Source organism: Saccharothrix tamanrassetensis (assembly GCF_014203665.1).
Classification (GTDB): domain Bacteria; phylum Actinomycetota; class Actinomycetes; order Mycobacteriales; family Pseudonocardiaceae; genus Actinosynnema; species Actinosynnema tamanrassetense.
Genome location: NZ_JACHJN010000015.1, coordinates 73,603 through 96,140, shown reverse-complemented (window position 1 = coordinate 96,140; position 22,538 = coordinate 73,603). Strand labels below are relative to the sequence as shown.

The following is a 22,538-nucleotide window of genomic DNA, read 5'->3' as shown; positions in this document are numbered from 1 at the left end:
GACCGTCCGGGCAGCTTGTCCGCAAGCCTGTCCGATCACTGCTCCACCCGATCTACACTCGCTCGCTGTGACGGTCCGCAAGTCGCCCCAGGTGGGCACACCCGCTGGTATGCGCGTGCTCAACCAGCGCGCTGTGCTCGACCGGTTGCGCCGCGGTGGTCCCGCGACCAGACCGCAGATCGCGAAGGAGACCGGGCTGTCCAAGCCGACCGTGGGCCAGGCGCTGCTCGATCTGGAGCAGCACGGCCTGGTGCGCACCGTCGGTCGCACCACGGCCGGTCCGGGCCGGTCGGCGATGGTGTACGAGCCGAACCCGGCTGCCGGGCACGTGCTGGGCATCGACATCGGCCGGCAGCGCATCCGGGTCGCCGTGGCGGACCTCGCGGGTTCGGTCAAGGCGCGGGTGGACGAGCGCAACCGGTGCCGGTCGGCGGGTGCGCTGGTGCGCACGGTCCGCGAACTGGCCGCCCGCACCGCCTCCGACGCCGGCCTGTCGCTGGACGACCTGGTGGTGAAGGTCATCGGCACGCCCGGCGTGCCCGACCCGCGCAACCAGACCCTGCACCACGCGCCGAACCTACCCGGCTTGGAGCGGCGGGGCCTGTTGGAGGAGCTGGAGGCCGAACTCGGCCCCGAGCTGGTGGTCGAGAACGACGCGAACCTGACGGCCGTGGGCGAACGCGCGTACGGCGCGGCGCGCAACGTGGACGTGTTCGTGTGCGTCACGGTGGGCACCGGGATCGGCATGGGCATCGTCGTGGACGGCCGGCTGTTCCGGGGCGCGCACGGCGCGGCGGGCGAGGTCGGCTACCTGCCCTACGGTCCTCCGTCCGAAGTGGACCGTGAGGTGCGCGGCCAGCTGGAGGCCGCCGCGGCCGCGGAATCCGTCGTGGCGCTGGCGAAGGAACACGGCGTCACCACCGCCAAGTCCGCCCGGGACGTGTTCTCGCTGGCGAAGTCCGGTGACGAACGGGCGCTGCGCGCGGTGCGGGACGAGGCCGGGCGGCTGGCGTACCTGGTGGCCTCGGTGGCCGCCGTGATAGATCCGGAACTGGTCGTGCTGGGCGGCGGCATCGGTAGCAATACCGGGCTGCTGCAGGAGCCGCTGGAGGCGGCGCTGCGCAGGATGACGCCGCTCGCGCCTCGGATCGTGGCGGGCGAGTTGGGCGACGGCGCGGTGCTCAGCGGGGCCATCGCGATGGGGTTGCGGTCGGCCCGCGATCTCGTCTTCGACCGCCGGGGAGCAGTCACTCTCTGAGAGTAGTCGAGTGGCACCCGCCTGGTGATTCACTCAATTGTCGTAGGTGTTAACTAGCCAGTACTGGCATAGCGTTACCACACCTCCTCCTGGAGGGTGTGTGTCCTTCCGTTGTTGCAAGGGGAGCCGGACGGGGAGTACGGGGGACGTGGTCCCCTTCCGGCCGTACACGGGGCAGGTGCCGCGCCCGAAAACACCTGCCCCGTGTGACAACGACCTGCGGTCGGTTCCGGAACCCGGTCGCGGAGCCCGGTCGCGAGTCCGGCGCCGGCGGTCAGTTCCAGATCGACGGGGCCCACTCCGGGTGGTCGATGAACGGGTTGCGGTTGTGCTGGTAGGCGTCGTAGATGACCTGGTTGCGGCGCTTCTCGAACGCGTCCGGCGGGTCCTGGGCGTGCCACTGCAGGAGCACCGACTGGCGGCCCATGTACGGCGCGGTGCCGTTGCCGACGTTGTTGTTCAGTTCCAGGTTCGCGAAGCCGTCGCCGCCCTCGTACCTGACCGCCATGTAGAAGAGCATCCGGGCCACGTCGCCCTTGACCGCGTTGCGCGGCTCCCACGAGTCGCCGTCGGTGTAGTTGCCCGGCGCCTCGGCCGCCACCGATCCGCCCAGGTCGAAGTCCTTGTTGCCGCGGTTCGCGTTCACCGACACGTCTTCCGGCCGCAGGTGGTGCAGGTCGGTGCCGGGTCCGGTGGCCGTACCGAAGTCGCCGTGGGACTTGGCCCAGACGTGCTCGCGGTTCCAGTCGTCGGCGTTGCCGCCGTTGGTCGACTTGCTCTGCGACCGGCCGCTGTAGAGCAGGACCACGTTCGCGGCGTTGCCCGGGTCTTCGTCCGTCACCTTCAGCGCGTTCCACACCTGGTCGTACGACAACTTCGTGTTCGTCCTGATGATCTGGTGCAAGACGGTTTTCAACGACGACCCGGACTTGCCGATGGCGTCCCGGTAGTACGTCGGGTCGTAGTCGCCGCCCGGTGCGCCGGTCGTGCTCGTCGGCGGGAGTGTCGCGGTGGTGGACGTGGTGGTGGGCGCGGTGCCGGCCGACGCGAACGCCGTCGGCGAGGTCAGTCCCGGATGCGAGAAGTACGCGGTGAGGGGACCGGTCACGTCGATCCGGGCGCCGAGCAGGCCGGGGTTGGTCCGCAGCCCCCACGCCGAGCGGAACGACGAAGTGATCTGCACGTAGATCATCTGGCTGGAGTTGGTCTGGTCGGGTGTGTCGGCCAGCGCCAACGCGTAGTCGGAGGGGAAGTTCGACCGGACCACGGTGGTGGCCGCGGTCGGCTGCCCGACGACGTAGCCCCGCACGGTGGCCGAAGAGCCGTTCTGCTGACCGATGGCCTGCGCGACGGTGATCGGCGCGGCTCCTGCGGCGGTGGTGGGCACGAGCAGGGTGGCGACAACGGTGGCGCCGGCGGCCAGTAGGCCAGTCAAGCGCCAAGGGAACTTTCGCACGGCTGGGTGTCCTCTCCCCGAGAGCGGCGGCGCAGGGTGCCGGCCCGCCGACCAGGACCTGACTGTGCGTGATCAACCGGTGCTGATCACCCAGGCAGGATCGCACGAAAGTGGCCACTGTCGAGTGAATCGTCACCGACGACGAGATGGCAGGTCGGTGCCGGCCAAGGACCACCCGGAGGCGTCGCCGGACGCTGGGGCGCCACCCGGCGAGCGGCCGGTCCGGCCGGGGTTCCGGAACGGCCGCCGACGACCGGCGGGGCAGGCGGGGATAGATTCCCGGTGGACCCGCCGTTGGAGGACCTGACCCGATGATCGACTCGTTGGCCGTGGCGCTGACCGTGCTGGCGCTGGTGGCGGCTGCCTGGGCGTTGCTGCTCGTGGTGCTCGACAAGCCGTTGACGCTGGAGACCAAGCTGACGCTCGGCATCGCGGGCGTGGTGGTGCTGCTGGAGGTCGGGCTGCTGGTGCAGGCCGTGATCGGGGTCGTGCGGCTGGTGGGGCTGGACCGGGACATCTCCGGCCCCACGTTCGTCGGCTACCTGGTCGCGCCGGTGCTGGTGCTGCCGCTGGCCGGGTTCTGGGCGCTGGCCGAACGGTCGCGGTGGGGTGCGTCGGTGCTGCTGGTGGGCTGCCTCAGCGTGCCGGTGATGATCCTGCGGCTGCACCAGGTGTGGGCCGGCCATGGCTGACGACCTCGCCCTCGCGACGCGCTCCGGGCCGGGACGGCTGCTGATCGCCGTGTACGGGATCTTCGCGATCGCCGCGACGTCGCGATCCGCCGTGCAGATCGCGACGCGCTTCGGTGAAGCCCCCGTCGCCTACCTGCTGTCCGCGTTGGCGGCCGTGGTCTACCTGCTGGCCACGGTCACGCTGGCGGTCGGCAGCCGTGCGTCGCGGCGGGTGGCTTTCCTGTCCTGCGCGGTGGAACTGGCGGGCGTGCTGGTGGTCGGCGCCGTCAGCCTCCTGGTGCCGTCGTGGTTCCCCGACGCGACGGTGTGGTCCGACTTCGGCAGCGGGTACGTCTTCATCCCGTTGGTGCTGCCGGTGCTGGGCCTGCTGTGGCTGCGACGGACGGCGGGTCCGCGGCGGGCGGCGGTCAACCCGGGATCGGGATGAGCCGGTCGGACAGCGCGGTCGTGGCTGGGAGCCCGTTGGACACGTAGGTCGGTTACCCGCTCACCATGCCAGGGATCTGCGGCCGGATCGGACGGGATCAACCCCGGACGTCGCCGAGTGACTCCAACACCGCCCGCAGGGTGTTCGCGAGCCCGCTCCGTTCGGTGGGGCTCAACGCCGCGAGCAGCCGATGCTCGGTGGCCAGATGGTCTGGCAGCGTCCGGTCGAAGAGGGCCTGGCCTTCGGCGGTCAGCGCGACCACCACACCCCGACCGTCGACCTCGCTCGGTTCACGGGTGACCAGGCCGCGCGCTTCCAGCCGGTCCAGCCGCTGGGTGATCGCGCCGGAGGTGACCATCGACGCGTGCATCAGCTCGGTCGGGGTCAGCCGGTGCGGCGGGGCGCTGCGCCGCAAGGTCGCCAGCACGTCGAACGACGCGCGGTCCAGGCCGTGCGAGGCGAACGTCTTGCGCAGTTCCCCGTCGACCAGACGAGCCAGCCGGGACAGCCGGCCGATCACCGCCATCGGCGAGACGTCCAGGTCAGGGCGCTGCGCGTGCCACTGCTCCAGCACGAGGTCCACGTGGTCGGTCACGCCACTACCTTAGCGGTGAGGCAAATCACCGCAGAACTACCTTAGCGATGAGCTAGTTTGACTTAGTGCTAAGCAACCGGCTGCTCACCGCGCTGGCCCCCGCCACCTGGGGCACGACGTACCTCGTCACCACCGAGTACCTGCCGCCGGACCGCCCGCTGCTGGCCGCCCTGCTCCGGTCGCTGCCGGCGGGCCTGCTGCTGGTCGCGGTGACCCGGCGACTGCCCGCCGGCGACTGGTGGTGGCGCTCGCTGGTGCTGGGCGCGCTGAACATCGGCGCGTTCCTGCCGCTGCTGTTCCTGGCCGCGTACCGGCTGCCGGGCGGGGTGGCGGCGACCGTGGGCGCGGTGCAGCCGCTGATGGTGGCCGGGCTCGCCGCCGGGCTGCTCGGTCAGCGGATGACGCTGCGGGTCGCGCTCGCGGCGGTCGCGGGCGTGGCCGGGGTGAGCCTGCTGGTGCTGCGGGCCGACGCGCGACTCGACTGGATCGGCGTGACGGCGGCGCTCGGCGGCGCGGCCGTGATGGCGGCCGGGACCGTGCTGAGCAAGCGATGGCGCTCACCGGCACCGCTGCTGGCCTCCACCGGCTGGCAGCTCGTCGCGGGCGGCCTGCTGCTCCTGCCGGTCACGCTGCTGGTGGAAGGTGCCCCGCCGGCGCTGTCGGCGACGAACGTGGCCGGGTACACGTACCTGGCCACCGTCGGCGCGGCCTTGTCGTACAGCCTGTGGTTCCGGGGCATCGGTCTGCTGCCGGCCACCGAGGTGACGTTCCTCGGGTTGCTCAGCCCGGTGGTGGCGACCGCCGTGGGGTGGCTCGCGCTGGGCCAGGACCTGACCGTGGCACAGGCGTTCGGAGCCGTTGTCGTTCTTGCCGCACTGGTCGTCGCGCAGACCCGAGGGAGGACCGGTCGGCTGCCGAGTCGGGGGCGGGCCGGTCGGCGCCCGCCCCTTCGGTCAGTCCCCTTCGGCTGGTCCCCCTCGGTCAGCCGAGTTCGGCGCACGTTCGCGCGTCCGGGTCGAGTGCCGCCTTCGGCACCCACCGGACGTTCGCGAACGACGCCTGGAACGGCCCGTCGGTGTAGACCAGGAACGGGGTGTTGACGTTCTCCAGGTCCAGTCCCCCGGCCGCGAAGCAAGACACCGGGATCTTCACCGTCGCCTTCGTCCCGTTCGGCAGACCGCTGAACAGGTTGCTGGCGTTCACTTCGGCGAAGCACGGGTAGACGCAGTGCACGCTGACCACCGTGCGGTTCGCCGGGTCCTGGTGCACGATCACGTCGAACACCAGGGCGGCGTCGGCGTTGAGGTAACCCCGGAGATCACTGCCACCGGCCGAGTCCTGGAGGTAGAGCTGGCCCGGACCGGTGCCGGTCCAGGTCGTCTTCAGCGCGTCGCCCTGCACGTTGACGTCGGCCGGGAGCACGTTGACCGGGCTGTGCGCGGCTTCGCCGTCGGGACCGATCTCGGTACCGCCCCAGTTGTCCTGCGAGCCGATGAAACCCTTGTACGGCGCGATGTCCCGCCGGTTGAACAGCTCCAGGTCCTCGGTCGCCGTGCCACCGCCACCGTTGCCCGAGCAGCCGGAGTCCGGTGACGTCTCGTCCAGTCGGCCGACGTTGCCGGTCTGCCACGAACGCAAGCCGTAGCCCGGCTCGAACAACGGGTCGTAGCCTGCCTGGCCGGGGTTGAGCGGTGTCTGGCACGCGCTGCGCGGCCACGAGTAGGACAGCGTGCCGGTGAATCCCGGATAGGTGTAACGCCCACGCACCAACAGATCCGCGACACCACCGCCCTCCGTGCCCGGCAGCCACGCGGCGACGAACGCGTCCGAGCGGTTCAGCTCCTTGTTGACGTACAAGGGGCGGCCCGACACGAAGACCGTGACGACGGGTGCGCCCCTGCCGCTGACCTTGTCCAGCACCGCGAGGTCGTTCGGGTAGAGCTTCGCGGCTTCCAACGTGCGCTTGCCGATGTCGCCGACGCCCTCCGCGTACGGGGTCTCGCCGATCACCGCGATCACCGCGTCGAAGCCCGCCGGGTCGACGTCGCCGGTCTCCGAGAACACGACGTCGCCGTCCCCCAACGCTTCGCGCAGGCCGCCGAGGATGGTGGTGCCGTCGGGGAAGTCCGCGTTGGTGTTGCCGGTGCCCTGCCAGGTCAACGTCCAGCCGCCGGTCTGGTTCTGGAGGCTGTCCGCGCTCTTGCCGACCACCAGCACCTTGGAGCGGGGCTTGAGCGGCAGCACGTGGTTGTCGTTCTTCAGCAGCACCTGCGACTTGCGCACCGCTTCACGGGCCAGCTCCCGGGCCTCCAACGCCTGCGCCGAACCGGCGTGCTCGCGTTCGGAGGGCTTCCTGCCGTCCAGCACGCCGCTGCGCAGCTTCACGCGCAGGATGCGGGTCACCGCGTCGTCGATGCGGGCCATCGGGATCTGGCCGCTCTCCACCTGCGCGGTGGTGTTGGCGATGAAAGCCTTCCAGTCGTTGGGCACCATCACCACGTCGATGCCGGCGTTGACGGCCTGCGGGCAGCTCGCGTTGGTGCAGCCGGCGACCTGGCCGATGCCGTTCCAGTCCGACACCACCAGGCCGTCGAAGCCGATCTTGCCCTTGAGGATGTCGTCGAGGGCGAGCTTGCTGCCGTGCAGCTTGCCTTCGTCGATGCCCAGATCGTCGTTCTTCCAACTGTTGAACGACACCATGACGGTCTGCGCGCCGGCGGCCAGCGCGCCGTAGTAGCCCTGCCCGTGGAGGTTGATCATCTCGGCTTCGGAGGACGCGTTGACACCCTGGTCCCTGCCGCCGGTCGTGCCGCCGTCGCCGATGAAGTGCTTGGCCGTGGCCAGCACGTCCACCCGGCGGCGGCCCTCGCCCTGGAGGCCCTTGACCGCCTCGTACCCGTAGGCGCGGGTGATCCTCGAGTCCTCGGAGAAGCCCTCGTAGGTGCGGCCCCAGCGGTCGTCGCGGACCACGGCCAGGGTCGGCGCGAACGCCCAGTCCTGGCCGGTGGCGCGGAGTTGCTCGGCGGTCGCCTCGTTGACGTCGCGGACCAGGCACGGGTCGTGGGCCGCGCCCAGGCCGATGTTGTGCGGGAAGACCGTCGCGCCGAAGACGTTGTTGTTGCCGTGCACGGCGTCGATGCCCCAGATCACCGGGACTTGGGTGCGGGTGGCCCTGGAGGCGTCCCAGTAGGCGTCGGCGAGGTCCAGCCAGGCCTGTGGCGCGGCGTGCTTGTCGCGGCCGGGCCACGAGCCGCCGCCGTTGAGCACGGAGCCGATGCCGTACTCGCGGACCTCGTCCGGGGTGATGGCGGCGATCTCCGGCTGGGTCATCTGGCCGACCTTCTCGGCCAGGGTCATCGACTCGACGATGCGGCGGATGCGCCGTTCGTCGGCCGGGGTGGACCGCACCCGGCTGCGGACCTGTGGCCAGTCGGCCAGGGTGGGCAGGGTCTTCTCGATCCGCGCGCAGCCGTGTTCGGTGCGGGGCTCGCCGATGACCGGGCGGCGGGGTGACGGGTCGGGTGCGGCGCCGGCGGCCCCGGTGAGCAAACCGGTGGCGAGCAGGGCGGCGAGTGCGGTGCTCAGGTGTCTGCGGGACATCTGCTGGTCCGTTCCTCGGCGGGGAGCGACGGCGTTGTCGTGCCGATCCTCTTCGCGTGGACTGTTTCGGTCAAGACCTTCATGAGAGCGCTTCCCCGCAGGTCAAGAGGACGTCTCCGGGTCCGCGCTGGTGGCAGCGGCGCAGTAGCCTGGGATTTCGGCGATATCCAGGCAACACTTCCGCTCCGGGTGGACACGAACAGGCATGACGACCGAAGACCCTGACGACCGCGCGCTGTGGTCCCAGGCAGCGGGGGGCAGCGGGTTCGCCTTCGGGGTGCTGTTCGACCGGCACGCGAAGGCGGTCTACAACCACTGCTTCCGGCTCACCGCGTCCTGGTCCGCCGCCGAGGACCACTTGCAGAACACGTTCCTGGTGGCGTGGCGCAAGCGGGACCGGCTGCGGTTGGAGCGCGACTCCGCGCTGCCGTGGCTGCTGGCCGTGGCCACCAACGTGGTGCGCAGCGACCGGCGCACGGTGGCGCGCCGGCTGCGGCTGTTCCACCGCGTGCCGGTGGAACAGCCGATCCCCGACCACGCGGACCAGGTGGCGGCCAGGGTGGACGACCAACGGCGGATGGAGGAGCTGTTGGGCGCGGTGAACCGGTTGCCGCGCAACGAACGCGAGGCGCTGGCGATGTGCGTGTGGTCGGGTGTGTCGTACGCCGACGCGGCGGCCGTGCTCGGCATCGCGGAAGGCAGCGTGCGGGCGCGGGTCAGCAAGGCCAAGGCCCGGCTCGGCAAGCTGCTCGACGCGCAGCGCGAGGTCGTCCCGCTCACCGCGATCCCCGTGGAGGACCGATGAACCGCACACTGCCCCCGGCCCGGGACCTGCCGCCCGGTCGTCAGGCCGAGATCCGCGCTCAGCTCGAACGCGCCGTCACCGCCCGCCGGGCTTTCCGTTACGCGCCTTTGATCACCGCCACGGTCGCCGTGGTCGCGGTGGTCGCCGCCGTCGCGTTCCTCGCGCCGTGGCAGCGGAACAACACCGTCGCCCCTGCCCAGAGCACCACCGGCACCGCGTCGGCGACCACGCCCGCGCAGACAAGGCCGGTCATCCCCGGACTGTCGCCGCAGCGGGTCGTGGAGATCGAGGAAGGCTGCCCGACCGTCGCGGGCGTGCAGGGGCAGGCCACCCTGTACCAGTACGTCGAGGACGAGGCGGGCAAGTTCGGTCTGCTCTACACGCGGGACACCGCGCTGGACTGCACGATCGACGGTCCCGCGATGCCGTTCAACTCCGGGCTCGCCGCCGGGCTCGCCCTCGACTGGCTGCCGGGCCACTTCTCGGTGGACCACAACAGCGGCATGGCCGGCGGCGACGTGCCGGGGAACAAGAGCGTCTACCGGGGACAGCACGGTTGGCGCGCGGTGTCCGGGCGGGTCTCTCCGGAGGTGGCCCGGGTGACGTACACCAACGACGGCCGGACCGTGGAAGCCACCGTCGCCAACGGCACTTACGTGGCGCGGATCGTGCACCCGACCACGTGGGCCATCCCGGAGGACGACACCATGGGCGAGATCCGCGCGTACGACTCGGTGGGCAGGCAGCTCGGCTCCAGCAACGACCTGAACGGCCGGTGCTTCGTCACGCCGGAGGACCGGAAGGTGATCCACAGCGGGTCGAACGGGGCCGACCCGGCGACCTGCGCGCCGGCGACCCGCTGGCGGTGACCGGTCAGGAAGGCCGCTCCGGCGGCCTTCCGGCCACACCCCGGTACGGCAACGTCTGGCTGTAGACGATGTTGGTCGTGGTGCTGCCGAACGCCGTCAGCTCGTTGACCACCCGCTCCAGGTGTGGCATCGAGGTGGCGGCGATCTTCAGCGTGTAGCAGTCCTCGCCCGTGGTGCGCAGGCACTCCAGGATCTCGGTGCGCTCGCCCAGCAGCTTCCTCAGCGGCTGGTGCTGGTTGCCCGGGTACTTCAGGCGCACCACGGCCAGCACGGTGAACCCGACCTTGTCCAGGTCGACGGCGGCGCGGTAGCCCGTGATGACGCCCGCCGACTCCAGCCGCTTGACGCGTTCGGTGGTGGCCGACGCGCTGAGGTTGACCCGGCGACCCAACTCGGTGAGCGCGATCCGGCCGTCCCGTTGCAGCTCGGCCAGGATCGCCCAGTCGGTCGCGTCCAGGGTCTCGGTCATCCGGTCAATCTACCGGGGAATCCACGGTCTTGGCCGGTCAACGCCGTGAGGAGCCCCTTCAGGAATCGTGCGCCGACGCATAGCCTTGATCACGTGCTGATCGGTGTGAACGTCCCCAACTTCGGCCCCGGCACCTCACCGGCCGTGCTGCGCGACTGGGCCCGGACCGTGGAGGGGCTCGGGTTCGACCTGCTGATGGTGTCCGACCACGTGGCGGTGACGCCGGACGTCGCGGAGCAGTACCCCGCTCCGTTCTACGAGCCGTTCACGACGCTGTCGTGGCTGGCCGGGGTGACCGAGCGGATCACGTTGGGCACCACGGTGCTGATCGCGCCGTACCGGCACCCGCTGCTGGTCGCCCGGATGGCGGCGAACCTCTCGCAGCTCAGCGGTGGCCGGTTCGTGCTGGGCGTCGGCGTCGGGTGGGCCCGGCAGGAGTTCGAGGCGCTCGGAGTCCCTTACGCGCGAAGGGGGAAGCTCACCGAGGAACTCATCGTGGCGGTGCGCGGGGCGTGGCAGGACGAAGCCGACTACGGGCCGGGACGGATCCCGATCTGGGTCGGCGGCCACAGCGACGCGGCACTGCGCCGCGCGGTCCGGCACGGCGACGCCTGGCACAGCCTGCGACTCACGCACACCGCGTGGCGGACCGCGTTGGCACGGCTGGAAGTCATCGCCGAGGAGGAGCAGAAACCGTTGCCCGCCTTGGCTCCCCGAATCCTGCTGCGGATCACCGACGAGCCGTTGGCGGACCGCCGGATGGGCGAGGGGTCCGTCGAGCAGGTGGTCGCCGACTTGGCAGAGCTGCGCGCACAGGGCGCGCAGGCCGTGGTGCTGGATCCGTTCGCGGGCGATCCGGAGGAGACCCGGCATCCCGAACAGGCGTGGCACGCACTTGCCACCGTACGAAAGGAATTCCGTTGAACGACCAGCACTTGCGCCGTGCCGTGGCACTCGCCGCCGAAGCCCGCGCGGGCGGGAACCCGCCGTTCGGGTCGTTGCTCGTGGGGCCGGACGGGACGGTCCTGGCGGAGGAGCGCAACTCCAGCCTCACCGACGACGACATCACCGCCCACCCGGAGCTGAAGCTGGCCCGTTGGGCGGCACGCGAACTCGACGCCGAGACCGCCGCCGGCACCACGATGTACACCAGCTGCGAGCCGTGCGGGATGTGCGCGGGCGCGTTGGCGCGTTCCGGGCTGGGGCGGGTGGTGTTCGCGCTGTCCACCGAGCAGCTCAACAGCCTGAAGACCTCCGGCGGCTTCCCCGAGGTGCCCACCGAGGGCCCCGCGCTCTTCGACGAGGCCCGCGTGCCCGTGGAGGGCTACTACCCCTAGCCGCCCGCGACGTGGTGCGTGCTCACAGGTGCCACTCGCCGCCTCGACTGTTGATGCGACGAACAAACCGTGTTGGGACAACGTTCCACATTCGCCTGGAATTGACGGAAACTCGTATTGCCGCAACGCCCCTCTCGACCTCGGCCGAGCCATCCGTCGTCATAGTCGCCCGGAATGGCGCCGACCTGCCGTCACCCGTCCTGGTGGCATCCGAAGGAGTGACGCGCCAGTCGGTGGCCTGCGAAGATGAGGACCGTGGGTTATCCCGGCAATCACACCCGACACAGAGTGATTGAAGCCTGAGACGTTCGCCCGAACGGTTAGGCTTCGAGTGAAATCCGCATTTGTCGCACGTGGTTTCGACACCCGCCCTGCCAGTATGGCCCACGGCCGAAGGGGGAAGGGTGGGGTTTCCGCGTGGCGACGGGGATCGTGTGCTCATTCGCCGAATTGGACGCACTCGGCGAGGCGCTGCGGATCAACGTGCGGCGCTTCCCGTTCACCATCGGCCACCACGGCTCGACCCGCGAGGAGCGGTTGGCCGTGGTGGCCGCGGTGCACCGCTCCCTGACGGCGCGCGACCTCGTCCGGGGGGACGAGTTCGCGCCCGAGCTGGTCGAACCGCTGCGCCTGTTCGCCGGGGGGCGTGCGGCCGTCGCGCTGGTCGGCACGTCCGGGGACAGCCGTCCGGTGGCGCTGGCCGTGCGCGACCGACGGGCCGGCGTGCTCGCGGTGCAGCACGGCGAGTCCGTCGAGTTCCAGCCGCGCCACCCGGACACCGTCGTGCGGGCGCTGGTCGACCTGCTCCCCGCCGTCCGCCCGGGCCCCGGCTCGTCGGTCACCGTCACGGACACTTCGGCACCGATCCGCCCGGTGGACGAGGACTTCTCCGAGTTCCGCTTCACCACCAGGCTCAAGCCCGCGGCGCCGTCGTCGCGCGCGGTGGTGGAGGAGATCCTGCGCCGCCCGAGGCTGGGCGCGGGCTACTTCACGGCGGTCACGTCGAACGGCACCGACCTCGGCACCGTGGGCTACCTGGACACCGACGTCGGCCGGTACGCCGTGATCCCCGGCGCCGAGCGCAACGGGCCGCCGTCCGCCACCTACACGCCGGCCGACCAGGCGACGTTGAGCCGCCGGCTGACCCGTCTGCTGGATTCACCCGGATGACCCGGCACCGACTCCGCGAACCGCGCGTCCGACCCACCGGATCGTGCCATCACTCTTTGTCACAAAGACTGTACCGAGCGTCAGATCAGGTGTCCTCCAGGGGAGTGAGAACAGCATGGCGGTAGACGGCGTGATCGCCGGCCTCAGCGGGATGTCCCACGCGGTCGCCGGATTCCAGGCCGCCACGGCGGCCGGGTTCACCATCAGCCAGTCAGGCGGCCAGGCACTGCTCAACGCGATCGACGACATGATCCAGGCCGCTGAGGAAACGCTGATGCGTGCCGAGATGCTCGCCCAGGAACCCCCGCTCGGCACGACACCGGCGGCACAGGTCTACAAGCCGTTCCTGGCGTCCATCGCCACCGATCCCGCGCAGGGCTTCATACCGGCGATCGACAAGTTCAAGGAAGACCTGGCACGACTGCGCACCAACGTGGAGCAGGCGATGGGCAGCTACCGGTCCACCGACGACGACCGCGCGCAAGGCCTGCAGAACATCGGCGGCTCGACCCTCAGCGCCTAACCGACCGGGGAGCACCCGTGAACTCTCGAACCAGCCTGGCCGTCCTGCTGACCGCACTGCTCGCCGTCGCCGCCTGCGGTGGGCCGGTCTCCGGGGACGCCCGACCCGCGTCCGGTGCGAGCACCGCGGGCAGCAGCACCTCGCCCAGCCCGTCCGGCAGCACCTCGGCGAGCCCGTCGGGCAACGCCGGCTCACCGGTTTCCCTGGAGGACACCGATCCCTGCACCCTGGTCACCACCGACGAGGTGACCGACGCGTTGGGAGCGCTGCGCAAGGAGCCGACCAAGGAGGTGATCGGCACGGCGAGGTCCTGCGTGTTCGCGCCCAAGCCGGCCACGTTCGCGGTCGGTATCCGCACCAACGTGGGACTGTCCGGCGTGCAGCCCAACGGGGGCGTGATCAAGGACATCAAGGTCGGCGACCGCGCCGCGAAAGAACTGCTCGGTGCGACCGGCAGTTGCGGGATCTATTTGGGCGTCACCGATTCCTCGCGCGTGGACGTAGTGCTGAACGCGACCGGCCAGGACCCGTGTCCACTCGCGTTGCGGATAGCGGAGCTGGTCGAGCCGAGACTGCCGTGACCGGCAGGGAGAGGACAGAGCGATGACGCACGGGGCTCCCGGGCAGCCATCAGACGTGTACCGCCGCTACCGCCTGGACCACCACTCCGAGAGCAGCACGGGCGAGGAGTTGCAGCAGCGCGTCGACCGCGAGTACAAGACGGAGTACGGACCGTTCGGTCCCTACATCGGTGGTCTGGTCGACCCCGGCCGCGTCGACGACCTGCTGGACCGTCAAGCAGCGCAACTGAAAGACGGCGTGCTCACCCGCTCCGCACCGGCCGACCCCGGCGTCTTCTACCTGGGGATCCCGCACCAGCGGCTGTACGACAGCGTGCACGAGGGCGTGGATCCGGGGCGGGTGGGCGACATGGGCACCGACTGGACCGAGCTGGGCAACAAACTGGCCACCTTCCACCAGGCCATCGCCACCGCGATCGGCAACAGCGAGGCCGACTGGGTGGGCGAGGCCGGCAACGGCGCACGACAGGCGTTGGCGGACATGGGGAACCGCGCCGGCGAGACGGGTGTCTCGGCGCAACTGGCCGGAACCCTGTTCACCCAACAGTCAAGAGCGCTGGCAGACGCCAAGAACACCGTGCCCCCACCACCGGCCGAACCGTTCGACGTGCGAGCGGCCAACGACAGGCTCCTGTCCATCACCGACCCGATCCAACTGGCCCAACAGGCCGCCGCCGACCGCGCAGCCTTCGAACAACAGCAGAAGGACCACCAGGAAGCCGCCCGCGTAGTAGAAACCTACGACCGCACGGTAGCCCAGACCTCAGCGGCCCAACCCGCATTCGCCCCCGCTCCCACCCCGCCGAAGGAACGCGTCGACCCGACCCCGGCCCCCCGACCAACCCCGGAAACCCCACCCGGCCGCACACCGACCCCCACTGTCAACGGCACCACGGAAACCTCGACCGCCACCGCGCAGCCCAGCATCCCGAAGGCCGATCCCAGCAGCCAATCGGCCAACACCCCGGGCGGCTCGACGCAAACCAGCGGAGCCTCCCTCACCCCGACCTACGCCCCGGTGCAGAACCCGAAGAACGGCCCCGGCACCGGCCCACTACCCGTCATCGGTGGAGCGCCAGGCAGAACCCCAAGCGGCACAGGCCATCCACCCGGCCGAAGCAACACACCGGCCGCCAGGCCAAGCACCCCCGGCAGCAGACCAGGAGGCCTACCCGGCGGCGCCGCAGCAGCCAGGGCCTTCGGCACCGGAGGCGCAGCCGGGTTCCCGCCAGGTACCGGCACACCACCCGGCGGCGCAGCCGGAAACCCCGGAGCAGCAACGCCAGGCGCACCCCGCAGCGGACCGACCGGCCCCGGCACCACCGCAGCCACCGGACGCGGCACCACCGGACCAGGCGGAATGCCCGGCATGCCCGGCGTCGGACCAACCGGTGCGCGCGGCGAAGAGGACATCGAGCACGAAACCCCGTCCTACCTGGTCGAACCCGACCCCGACGAGGTATTCGGCACCCCCGGCACCACCGCCCCGCCCGTCATCGGCGACTGGAGCCAATGAGGTACGGAGAGGAGTGTCGCGGGACCTACCACAGGTTCCCCGCGACACTCCTCGACACAAGCCACCACACGCCACCCGAACGCCTAACCCGCGCGCAGCGCACACCTCTCCGCCTGCGTGTCATCCCCGTATGGCCTGCCCGCAGGGAACCGCATGTGTCAAGGGCAGATCGACACCCGCGACCACCGCACACACATGATCGATCTGCCCTTGACGCATGTGGTTGTCTTTGACCTGGCCATACGGGGATGACACGCAGACCCACCGCCCTCCAAAGCTCGAAGAGCTTTGCAGGGCTCTTGTAGGGATCCTTGGCGGTCTGCCCGTCCGGCGAGGACGCCCTTACGCCCTTCAGACGAGGCCCCGTCCGGCGAGGCCACCCGCCCAGCAGGACGCTGCTACCCCCTCACCCCCGCCCCACCCTCACCCCTGCCCCACCCCCAGATGATCCCGCAAACTGGACCCCACATACTCCGACCGAAACACCCCACCCTCCTGCAACAACGGCACCACCGCATCCGCGAAGGCATCAAACCCACCCGGCGTGACGTGCGGCACCAAGATGAACCCGTCACTGGCATCCGCCTGCACCAGCTCGTTGATCTGCGTCGCCACCGTCGAAGCAGACCCGATGAACGTCTGCCGGGCCGTGGTCTCGATCACCAGCTCCCGGATCGACAGCTTCTTCGCCGCCGCCAACTCACGCCACTCCCGCGCCTTGCCCAACGGATCCCGGTACTGCCGCACACTGGCCCGCCCACGGGCGATCGTGTTCTCCCCCACCACCGGATCGATCTCCGGCAACGGCCCGTCCGGGTCGTACGAAGACAGGTCACGGTTCCACAGCTGCTCCAGGAACTTGATCGCCGTCTGCCCGCTCACCTGCTGACGCCGCACCTCGTGCGCCAGCTCCTGGGCCTCCGAGTCGCTGTCCCCCAGCACGAACGTGGCCGCGGGCAGCACCACCAGCTGGTCCGGCGTACGCCCGTACTTGGCCAGCCGCCCCTTCACGTCCCGGTAGAACGCCTGCCCCTCGGCCAGGGTGGCGTGCCGGCTGAAGATCGCATCCGCCTTCGCCGCGGCGAACTCCCGCCCCTCGTCCGAGTCCCCCGCCTGCAGGATCACCGGCCGCCCCTGCGGTGATCGGGGCAGGTCGAACTTCCCCGCGATGTCGAAGAACTCGTCACGGTACGAGAAAGCCCCGCCTTCCCGCCACGAGTCGAACAGCGCGGTCGCCGCGTCGAGGAACCGCTTCGCCCGCTCGTACCGCTGCGACTCGGGCAGGTAGCCGCCCCGCCGGAAGTTCTCCCCGGTGAACGCGTCCCACGACGTCACCACGTTCCACGCCGCCCGCCCTTCCGACAGGTGGTCCAGCGAGGTGAACTGCCGCGCCACCTCGAACGGTTCGTTGAACGTCGAGTTGATCGTCCCCGCCAGTCCCAGGTGGGACGTCACCGCCGCCAACCCGGCCAGCACGGTGAACGTGTCCGGCCGTCCCACCACGTCCAGGTCGTAGATCAGCCCGTTCTGCTCCCGCAGCCGCAGACCCTCGGCCAGGAAGAAGAAGTCGAACTTCGCCCGCTCCGCCGTCTGTGCGAAGTGGACGAACGACGAGAACTCGATGTGGCTGCCGGCTCGGGGGTCGCTCCACACGGTGGTGTTGTTGACGCCCGGGAAGTGCGCGGCCAGGTGGATCTGCTTCATCTCGCGTCCTCTCGGGCGGTTCAGGCGGCGTAGCGGTTGGCCGGTCGGGGCAGACCCAGGTGCCCCCGCAACGTGGAAGCCTCGTACGCGGTGCGGAAAACGCCACGCCGCTGCAACTCGGGCACCAGCTCCGACGTGACCGCCACCAGGTCGTCCGGCAACGCGGCGGGCCTCAGCCGGAACCCGGACACGCCGGCCTCGTGCCACTCCAAGAGGAAGTCGGCCAACTCCGCCGCCGTCCCGCCGAACACCAGCGCGTCCGACCACAGCCCTTCGAACGCCTCCACCCGCGCCTTCCCGTCGGCGCCCAGGAACACCACCACATCCGCGAAGTGGTGCAGGCCTTGCACTTCCGCGCCGATCGACCGCACGTCGTCCACGCTGTGCGGCGTGGTGAACACCAGGTCCGCCGAGCGACGGGCCAGGCCGTGGATCCGGGATGCGTGCGACAGCACGGCGACCGGCGGTTGACCTTGCGGTGGCCGTGGGGTGATCGACGGCCCCTTGACGCTGAACCAGTTGCCCGCGAAGTCGATGTAGTGCAGCTTGTCCCGGTCGATGAACCGCCCGGTGGCGACGTCGCGGATCTCGGCGTCGTCCTCCCAGCTGTCCCACAGCCGGCGCAGCACCTCCACGTAGTCGGCGGTCTCGTCCACCAGATCGTCCTGCACCGCGGCGTCCGGCAGCACGCCGTCCGGGGTTTCCGGGAACGTCCGCCGGCCGAAGTGCCGGGCGTGCTCGTTCGACCAGGAGCCCCGCACCCGGACGCCCGCGCGGCCGGTGCTGAGGTAGTCCAGCGTCGCGATGGCCTTGGACAGGTGGAACGGCTCGGTGAACGACGAGACCGCGGTCGGGATCAGCCCGATGTGCGAGGTCAGCGGCGCCACCCGGGACGCGACCAGCACCGAGTCCAACCGCCCGACCGGACCCAGGTCGTCCTCGAACGTGACGAAGTCCAGCAGGCCGCGCTCGGCCTCCCGCACCAGGTCGACCCAGTACCCCGGCGTGAACCGCGCGTCGTCGGGCGGCGTCACGGGATGCCACCCGGTGCCCTCCAACGCCACGGCGAGGTGCAGACCAGTTCCCATGTCCCGACTCCCTTCGACCTCCTTCGGATTCTGCGGCAGCGGGGAACCGGGTCACAGGGTCGACCATCCTGTGGGAAGGGTCAGGAATCTCCGCGTGCGGCGGGAATATCCGTGGCCGGTCCGGCCGTGGTTCAGATCCCTTCGACCAGCACGGTCCTCGACGCCAACGCACCCCGGAACGACACCGCGGGCAGCCCACCAGGCGGATCGAACACCGGCTCCATCCCCGTGCACACGACCAGCCTCACGTCATCCCGGTGCAGCAACACCGCGAGCACCTCGGCGTCCGCCACATCGGCGTGCTGGGCGTTCTCCACCACCACCGCGCACGGCGCCTCGACCCGGAGCAGTCCCGCCAGGAAGTGGGCGACCCGGGAAGGTTCCTCCAACGCCGCGGACGACAGGTCGGCGAGATCCGACCCCACGGCTCTGAGCAACGCGCCCGTCGCCGCGTACGGGCTACCCGGCTCCGCGTGCGCGTCGACCACCGCCAGCACACGGGGCAGGTCGAGCTTGCGGAGCAGGCGGGCGTGGTCGGGCACGGAGCGAGCACGTACCCACAGATGGCCGTTCACGCGTCACTGTAAGTCCGCCCACCGGCCGCACACGATCACCCGCAGGGCGCTGCCGGTTCCGACGTTCGTCCGCATCCGCCCACCCCCATCCCGTCTCGTCCACCCACCCCTACGCCTCATCCACCCACCCCCCATCCCGCCTCATCCACCCAACCTCATCCCCCTCACCCGGCCTGACCTGCGGAAACAAAATTCTCGAAAAAACTTCGAGGTCCGTGTCGATCCGGTGCCACCCCCGATCGTCGCGTAAGCAAGACGACCGAGAAGGGACCGCAGAGATGACCACCACCGCTCCGCAGACCACCACGACCGCCACCACCAAGAGCGCCACCGCCAAGCGCAACGACCTCGTGCTCGCCGCCTTCCGGATCGTGGTGTCCTTCCTGTTCGCCTGCCACGGCCTCCAGGGGTTCGGCCTGCTCGGCGGCATCGACGGGCAGGGCACGGCGGTCCCGTTCGGCTCCTTCCCCGGCTGGTGGGGCAGCGTGATCGAACTCGTCGGCTCGGTCCTGGTGCTGGTCGGCGTCGCGGCCCGGCCCGCGGCGGTGCTGTGCTCCGGCGCGATGGCGTTCGCCTACTTCGTGGTGCACCAGCCGACCGCTCTGCTGCCGATGCACAACATGGGTGAACTGGCCGCCATCTACAGCTGGGCGTTCCTGCTGATCGCGGTGCTCGGACCCGGCTCGTTCACGCTGAGCCGCGCGTTCCGCCGCTGACCCGAGCCACCCGCCTCCTCGCCCGACCCACCACCCACCTCCCCTCCCGACCCACCACCTACCTCCCGACCCACACGCTCCCCGACCCCCACCGCACGGTGACCCCACCCGCCCGCAAGCGAAGATGAGCACGTCAACACTCCGAAAGGGACTACGAAGATGCGTTTCATGGTGATCGTCAAGGCCACGCAGGAATCCGAAGCCGGCGCAATGCCCAGCGAAGAGGTGCTCCGCGAGATGGGCAGGTTCAACGAGGAGCTGGTGAAGGCCGGCGTCCTGCTCGCCGGCGAAGGCCTGCACCCCAGCGCGAAGGGTGCGCGGGTGTACTTCAACGGTGACCAGCGCACCGTGGTGGACGGGCCGTTCGCCGAGACCAAGGAGCTCATCGCGGGCTACTGGCTGCTGGAGCTGAAGTCCTTGGAGGAGGCCGTCGAGTGGGTGAAGCGGGTGCCGAACCCCACCGGCGAGGAGTCGCAGATCGAGATCCGCCAGGTGTTCTCGGCGGAGGACTTCGAGGCCCCTCAGGACGTCCTGGACCACGAGGAGAGCCTGCGCCAGCAGATCGCCGCCCAGCAGGCGGACAAGTAACCCCACGCCGGGCGCCTACCCCGGGGGAACACCCGGGGACCGACCCCGCCTTGCCGACGCGCATCGGAAGCTGATCTGATCCCAGGTCGTGACAGCTTCCGATGCGCGTCGTGCTGTCGAGGCGGTCTGGCGGATCGAGTCGGCACGGCTGATCGCGGGCCTCGCCCGGGTGGTGCGCGATGTGGGCCTGGCCGAGGAACTCGCCCAGGACGCGATGGTCAGCGCCCTGGAGCAGTGGCCGGGGACCGGCATCCCGCGGAACCCGGGCGCGTGGCTGATGACCGCCGCGAAGAACCGGGCCGTCGACCAGATCCGGCGCAGCCGGAACTACCAGCGCAAGCTCGCGGAGATCGGCCGCGACCAGGAGCAGGACCACGCGCCCGACGCGGGCTCGTCCGTCGGCGACATCGACGACGACCTGCTGCGCCTGGTGTTCACCGCCTGCCACCCGGTGCTCTCCACCGAGGCGCAGGTCGCGCTGACCCTGCGGATGCTGGGCGGGCTGTCCACCGACGAGATCGCGCGGGCGTTCCTGGTCGCCGAGTCGACCGTGGCGCAGCGGATCGTGCGGGCGAAGAAGACCCTGGCCAAGGCGGGCGTGCCGTTCGAGGTGCCCGCCGAGGACGAGCGCGACGCCCGCCTGGCGTCCGTGCTGGGCGTCATCTACCTGATCTTCAACGAGGGCTACTCGGCCACCGCCGGCGACGACTGGATGCGCCCGGCGCTGTGCGCGGACGCGCTGCGCCTGGCCCGCGTGCTGGCCGGCCTGATGCCCCGCGAACCCGAGGTGCACGGCCTGGTCGCGCTGCTGGAGATCCAGGCGTCCCGCTCGCGCGCCCGGATCGGCCCCAACGGCGAACCGGTGCTGCTGCTGGAGCAGAACCGGGCGCGGTGGGACCAGCTGCTCATCCGGCGCGGCCTGGCGGCCCTGGAGAAGGCGGGCGGCGGTCCGTACTCGTTGCAGGCGCGGATCGCCGCCTGCCACGCCCGCGCCCGCACGCCCGAGGAGACCGACTGGACCCGGATCGTCGGGTACTACGAGGCGTTGTCGCTGGTCGCCCCGTCCCCGATCGTCGACCTGAACCACGCGGTGGCGACCAGCATGGCGTTCGGCCCCGCCGTGGCCCTGGAGCTGGTGGACGAACTCGTGGACGAGCCCGCGCTGAAGGGCTACCACCTGCTGCCCAGCGTGCGCGGTGACCTCCTGGCCAGACTGGGCCGCGCCGCGGAGGCCCGCGCGGAGTTCGAACGCGCCGCCACCATGACCCGCAACGAGCGCGAACGCACCCTCCTGCTGGACCGCGCCGCCGCCTGCGGCTGAATCCCGGGACCGGGCCCTCAAGCCCGAGCCCGGGAGCCTCGGGCACCATCGACGGTGTGGATCTTCACTACCGCCCGATCAGCCCCGCCGACGACCTGACGCTGGACGACTCGTTCACCACCGACACCGTCTTCGAGGTCCGCTCGGCCCCACTCGGCTTCCAGCTCGAACCCACCCCCGTCGACCCGCCCCTCCGCAAGGTCTTCCCCCCGGACGACGACGATCCGCCCGCGGACGGTTTCGTGGCGGTGGACGACGAACTCCGCGGCTTCATCTCGGTGGAGATCGCCGACTGGCACCGCCGGCTGGTCGTCCGGCAGCTCACGGTCGCGCCGAGCCACCGCGGCCGAGGCGTCGGCCGGAGGCTGATGGAACTGGCACTGGACCACGGGCGCGACAACGGCGCTCGCACGGTTTGGCTGGAGACCTCCAACGTCAACGTGCCCGCGATCCGCGCCTACCAGCGGATGGGGTTCGCGCTCGCCGGTCTGGACACCACCCTCTACCGGGGCACGCCGGCCGAGGGCGAGGTGGCGCTGTACCTGGCGAAGCCCCTCTAACAGGGCTGCGCCTCGGGGAACCGCCCGGCCGCGAAGGCTCCCGGCGCGACTCCCATCGTCGCCCGGAACTCGGCGCTCAGGTGGGACTGGTCGTAGTAGCCCAACTCGGTCGCCAACCGCGCCCACGAGCCGGGCTTCCCCGACGCCACCACCCGCCGCACCCGTTCGACCCGCGTGAACTGCTTGGGGGACAACCCGACCGCGTCGTTGAACAACGTGCGCAGGTGCCGCTCGCTGACGTGCAACGCCCGCGCGGTGGCCGCGACCCCCGACGACGGCACGGTCCGCACGGCCTCGGTGACCAACGCGTCCCGCTGCGGGTCGACGGCCGCGAGCCGCTCGGCCAGGACCCGGCGGAGCTCCCCCGGCGCGACCGCCGATCCCCACAGGTCCCGCAGCGGCACGACCCGGTCCACCAACTCGTGCGCCGCCACCCCCAGCACCGCCCGCGCCCGGCCCGGACGCAGCCGCACCTTCAACCGGTGCGCTTCGGCCCCTCGGAAGTACTTGCCGCGGGTCTGCGGGCCCACCACGAACGCCTCCTCGGCGGCCGAGCAGAACACCAACGTCGTCGCCGGGTCCGGCGGACTCGCCTGGGTTCCGGACGGCGGCACCGTCTCCACAGCCACGTCCGTCACCCAGGTGCGCAGGTCCACGTCCGGTACCAACATCGCGGACAACCTCGGTA

The 22,538-nt window shown here is 70.7% G+C and carries 24 protein-coding genes and 1 pseudogene; 16 read left to right on the top strand and 9 right to left on the bottom strand.

Translation table 11 applies throughout. The features are described 5' to 3' along the window. Positions 1 to 109: 109 nt before the first annotated feature. Complete coding sequence (locus FHS29_RS34220; protein ID WP_184698576.1) at positions 110 to 1,258, top strand: ROK family transcriptional regulator; 1,149 nt, start codon at positions 110 to 112, stop codon at positions 1,256 to 1,258. Between the two features lie 274 nt (positions 1,259 to 1,532). Here FHS29_RS34220 and FHS29_RS34215 read toward each other — a convergent pair whose 3' ends face one another. After that, a complete protein-coding gene (locus FHS29_RS34215; protein WP_376774506.1) occupies positions 1,533 to 2,327 on the bottom strand; it encodes an endonuclease I family protein in 795 nt (264 codons plus the stop codon). After that, a pseudogene (locus tag FHS29_RS38560) lies at positions 2,319 to 2,645 on the bottom strand (DUF6359 domain-containing protein); the annotation flags it as partial. The pseudogene FHS29_RS38560 and the gene FHS29_RS34215, both read right to left, overlap by 9 nt. Before the next feature lie 380 nt (positions 2,646 to 3,025). Between FHS29_RS38560 and FHS29_RS34210 the strand changes: the two are divergent. Both FHS29_RS34210 and FHS29_RS34205 read left to right on the top strand, forming a co-directional pair. Then, positions 3,026 to 3,406 carry a hypothetical protein gene (locus FHS29_RS34210; protein WP_184698485.1) on the top strand — a complete coding sequence of 127 codons (381 nt, stop codon included), beginning with the start codon at positions 3,026 to 3,028 and terminating at the stop codon, positions 3,404 to 3,406. Next, positions 3,399 to 3,833 (top strand): hypothetical protein, encoded by a 435-nt coding sequence (locus FHS29_RS34205; RefSeq protein WP_184698483.1) that lies wholly within the window; start codon positions 3,399 to 3,401, stop codon positions 3,831 to 3,833. The genes FHS29_RS34210 and FHS29_RS34205 overlap by 8 nt, the downstream gene beginning before the upstream one ends. Before the next feature lie 97 nt (positions 3,834 to 3,930). On the opposite strand, the gene FHS29_RS34200 is transcribed toward FHS29_RS34205, so the two are convergent. Next, the gene (locus tag FHS29_RS34200; protein ID WP_184698481.1) at positions 3,931 to 4,428 is read right to left on the bottom strand and encodes a MarR family winged helix-turn-helix transcriptional regulator; all 498 of its coding nucleotides are present in this window, start codon (positions 4,426 to 4,428) and stop codon (positions 3,931 to 3,933) included. Positions 4,429 to 4,493: 65 nt separating this feature from the next. Between FHS29_RS34200 and FHS29_RS34195 the strand changes: the two genes are divergently transcribed. After that, positions 4,494 to 5,528 (top strand): EamA family transporter, encoded by a 1,035-nt coding sequence (locus FHS29_RS34195; RefSeq protein ID WP_184698479.1) that lies wholly within the window; start codon positions 4,494 to 4,496, stop codon positions 5,526 to 5,528. Here the strand turns inward: FHS29_RS34195 and FHS29_RS34190 are convergent. Continuing rightward, the gene (locus tag FHS29_RS34190; protein WP_184698477.1) at positions 5,410 to 8,028 is read right to left on the bottom strand and encodes a glycoside hydrolase family 3 protein; all 2,619 of its coding nucleotides are present in this window, start codon (positions 8,026 to 8,028) and stop codon (positions 5,410 to 5,412) included. The genes FHS29_RS34195 and FHS29_RS34190 overlap by 119 nt on opposite strands. 205 nt (positions 8,029 to 8,233) lie before the next feature. Between FHS29_RS34190 and FHS29_RS34185 the strand changes: the two genes are divergently transcribed. Both FHS29_RS34185 and FHS29_RS34180 read left to right on the top strand, forming a co-directional pair. Further along, positions 8,234 to 8,833 carry an RNA polymerase sigma factor gene (locus FHS29_RS34185; protein WP_184698475.1) on the top strand — a complete coding sequence of 200 codons (600 nt, stop codon included), beginning with the start codon at positions 8,234 to 8,236 and terminating at the stop codon, positions 8,831 to 8,833. Further along, positions 8,830 to 9,702, top strand: coding sequence for a hypothetical protein (locus FHS29_RS34180; protein WP_184698473.1), 873 nt, complete (start codon positions 8,830 to 8,832; stop codon positions 9,700 to 9,702). Before FHS29_RS34185 ends, FHS29_RS34180 begins: the two co-directional genes overlap by 4 nt. Before the next feature lie 4 nt (positions 9,703 to 9,706). On the opposite strand, the gene FHS29_RS34175 is transcribed toward FHS29_RS34180, so the two are convergent. Beyond that, complete coding sequence (locus FHS29_RS34175) at positions 9,707 to 10,171, bottom strand: Lrp/AsnC family transcriptional regulator (RefSeq protein WP_184698472.1); 465 nt, start codon at positions 10,169 to 10,171, stop codon at positions 9,707 to 9,709. Between the two features lie 93 nt (positions 10,172 to 10,264). On the opposite strand from FHS29_RS34175, the gene FHS29_RS34170 reads away from it, so the two are divergent. The 6 genes from FHS29_RS34170 to FHS29_RS34145 all read left to right on the top strand — a co-directional run bounded on the left by FHS29_RS34170 (position 10,265) and on the right by FHS29_RS34145 (position 15,298). Then, positions 10,265 to 11,095: an LLM class flavin-dependent oxidoreductase gene (locus tag FHS29_RS34170; protein WP_184698470.1), complete on the top strand. Its 831-nt coding sequence runs from the start codon at positions 10,265 to 10,267 to the stop codon at positions 11,093 to 11,095. Beyond that, positions 11,092 to 11,508 (top strand): nucleoside deaminase, encoded by a 417-nt coding sequence (locus FHS29_RS34165; RefSeq protein WP_221457179.1) that lies wholly within the window; start codon positions 11,092 to 11,094, stop codon positions 11,506 to 11,508. The genes FHS29_RS34170 and FHS29_RS34165 overlap by 4 nt, the downstream gene beginning before the upstream one ends. 417 nt (positions 11,509 to 11,925) lie before the next feature. Next, the gene (locus FHS29_RS34160) at positions 11,926 to 12,678 is read left to right on the top strand and encodes an ESX secretion-associated protein EspG (protein ID WP_184698468.1); all 753 of its coding nucleotides are present in this window, start codon (positions 11,926 to 11,928) and stop codon (positions 12,676 to 12,678) included. Between the two features lie 115 nt (positions 12,679 to 12,793). Beyond that, on the top strand, positions 12,794 to 13,201 hold the full coding sequence (locus FHS29_RS34155; RefSeq protein WP_184698466.1) for a hypothetical protein: 408 nt from the start codon (positions 12,794 to 12,796) through the stop codon (positions 13,199 to 13,201). A gap of 17 nt (positions 13,202 to 13,218) precedes the next feature. After that, positions 13,219 to 13,782, top strand: coding sequence for a DUF3558 family protein (locus tag FHS29_RS34150; RefSeq protein ID WP_184698464.1), 564 nt, complete (start codon positions 13,219 to 13,221; stop codon positions 13,780 to 13,782). 22 nt (positions 13,783 to 13,804) lie between these two features. Next, positions 13,805 to 15,298: a hypothetical protein gene (locus FHS29_RS34145; protein WP_184698462.1), complete on the top strand. Its 1,494-nt coding sequence runs from the start codon at positions 13,805 to 13,807 to the stop codon at positions 15,296 to 15,298. Between the two features lie 423 nt (positions 15,299 to 15,721). Here the strand turns inward: FHS29_RS34145 and FHS29_RS34140 are convergent, their stop codons facing one another. From FHS29_RS34140 to FHS29_RS34130, 3 genes are all read right to left on the bottom strand, one after another. After that, a complete protein-coding gene (locus tag FHS29_RS34140; RefSeq protein WP_184698460.1) occupies positions 15,722 to 17,002 on the bottom strand; it encodes an NtaA/DmoA family FMN-dependent monooxygenase in 1,281 nt (426 codons plus the stop codon). 20 nt (positions 17,003 to 17,022) lie between these two features. Then, on the bottom strand, positions 17,023 to 18,090 hold the full coding sequence (locus tag FHS29_RS34135; protein WP_184698458.1) for an LLM class flavin-dependent oxidoreductase: 1,068 nt from the start codon (positions 18,088 to 18,090) through the stop codon (positions 17,023 to 17,025). 131 nt (positions 18,091 to 18,221) lie between these two features. Then, positions 18,222 to 18,632 (bottom strand): hypothetical protein, encoded by a 411-nt coding sequence (locus FHS29_RS34130; RefSeq protein ID WP_184698456.1) that lies wholly within the window; start codon positions 18,630 to 18,632, stop codon positions 18,222 to 18,224. Between the two features lie 311 nt (positions 18,633 to 18,943). Between FHS29_RS34130 and FHS29_RS34125 the strand changes: the two genes are divergently transcribed. The 4 genes from FHS29_RS34125 to FHS29_RS34110 all read left to right on the top strand — a co-directional run bounded on the left by FHS29_RS34125 (position 18,944) and on the right by FHS29_RS34110 (position 21,850). Continuing rightward, positions 18,944 to 19,381, top strand: coding sequence for a DoxX family protein (locus FHS29_RS34125; RefSeq protein ID WP_184698454.1), 438 nt, complete (start codon positions 18,944 to 18,946; stop codon positions 19,379 to 19,381). Between the two features lie 159 nt (positions 19,382 to 19,540). Then, on the top strand, positions 19,541 to 19,969 hold the full coding sequence (locus tag FHS29_RS34120) for a YciI family protein (protein WP_184698453.1): 429 nt from the start codon (positions 19,541 to 19,543) through the stop codon (positions 19,967 to 19,969). A gap of 88 nt (positions 19,970 to 20,057) precedes the next feature. Then, positions 20,058 to 21,290, top strand: coding sequence for an RNA polymerase sigma factor (locus tag FHS29_RS34115; RefSeq protein ID WP_184698451.1), 1,233 nt, complete (start codon positions 20,058 to 20,060; stop codon positions 21,288 to 21,290). A 56-nt stretch (positions 21,291 to 21,346) separates the two neighbouring features. After that, positions 21,347 to 21,850, top strand: a complete 504-nt coding sequence (locus FHS29_RS34110) for a GNAT family N-acetyltransferase (RefSeq protein ID WP_221457177.1) — start codon at positions 21,347 to 21,349, stop codon at positions 21,848 to 21,850. Here the strand turns inward: FHS29_RS34110 and FHS29_RS34105 are convergent. Then, positions 21,847 to 22,521 carry a helix-turn-helix domain-containing protein gene (locus tag FHS29_RS34105; RefSeq protein ID WP_184698449.1) on the bottom strand — a complete coding sequence of 225 codons (675 nt, stop codon included), beginning with the start codon at positions 22,519 to 22,521 and terminating at the stop codon, positions 21,847 to 21,849. The genes FHS29_RS34110 and FHS29_RS34105 overlap by 4 nt on opposite strands. Between the last annotated feature and the right edge of the window lie 17 nt (positions 22,522 to 22,538).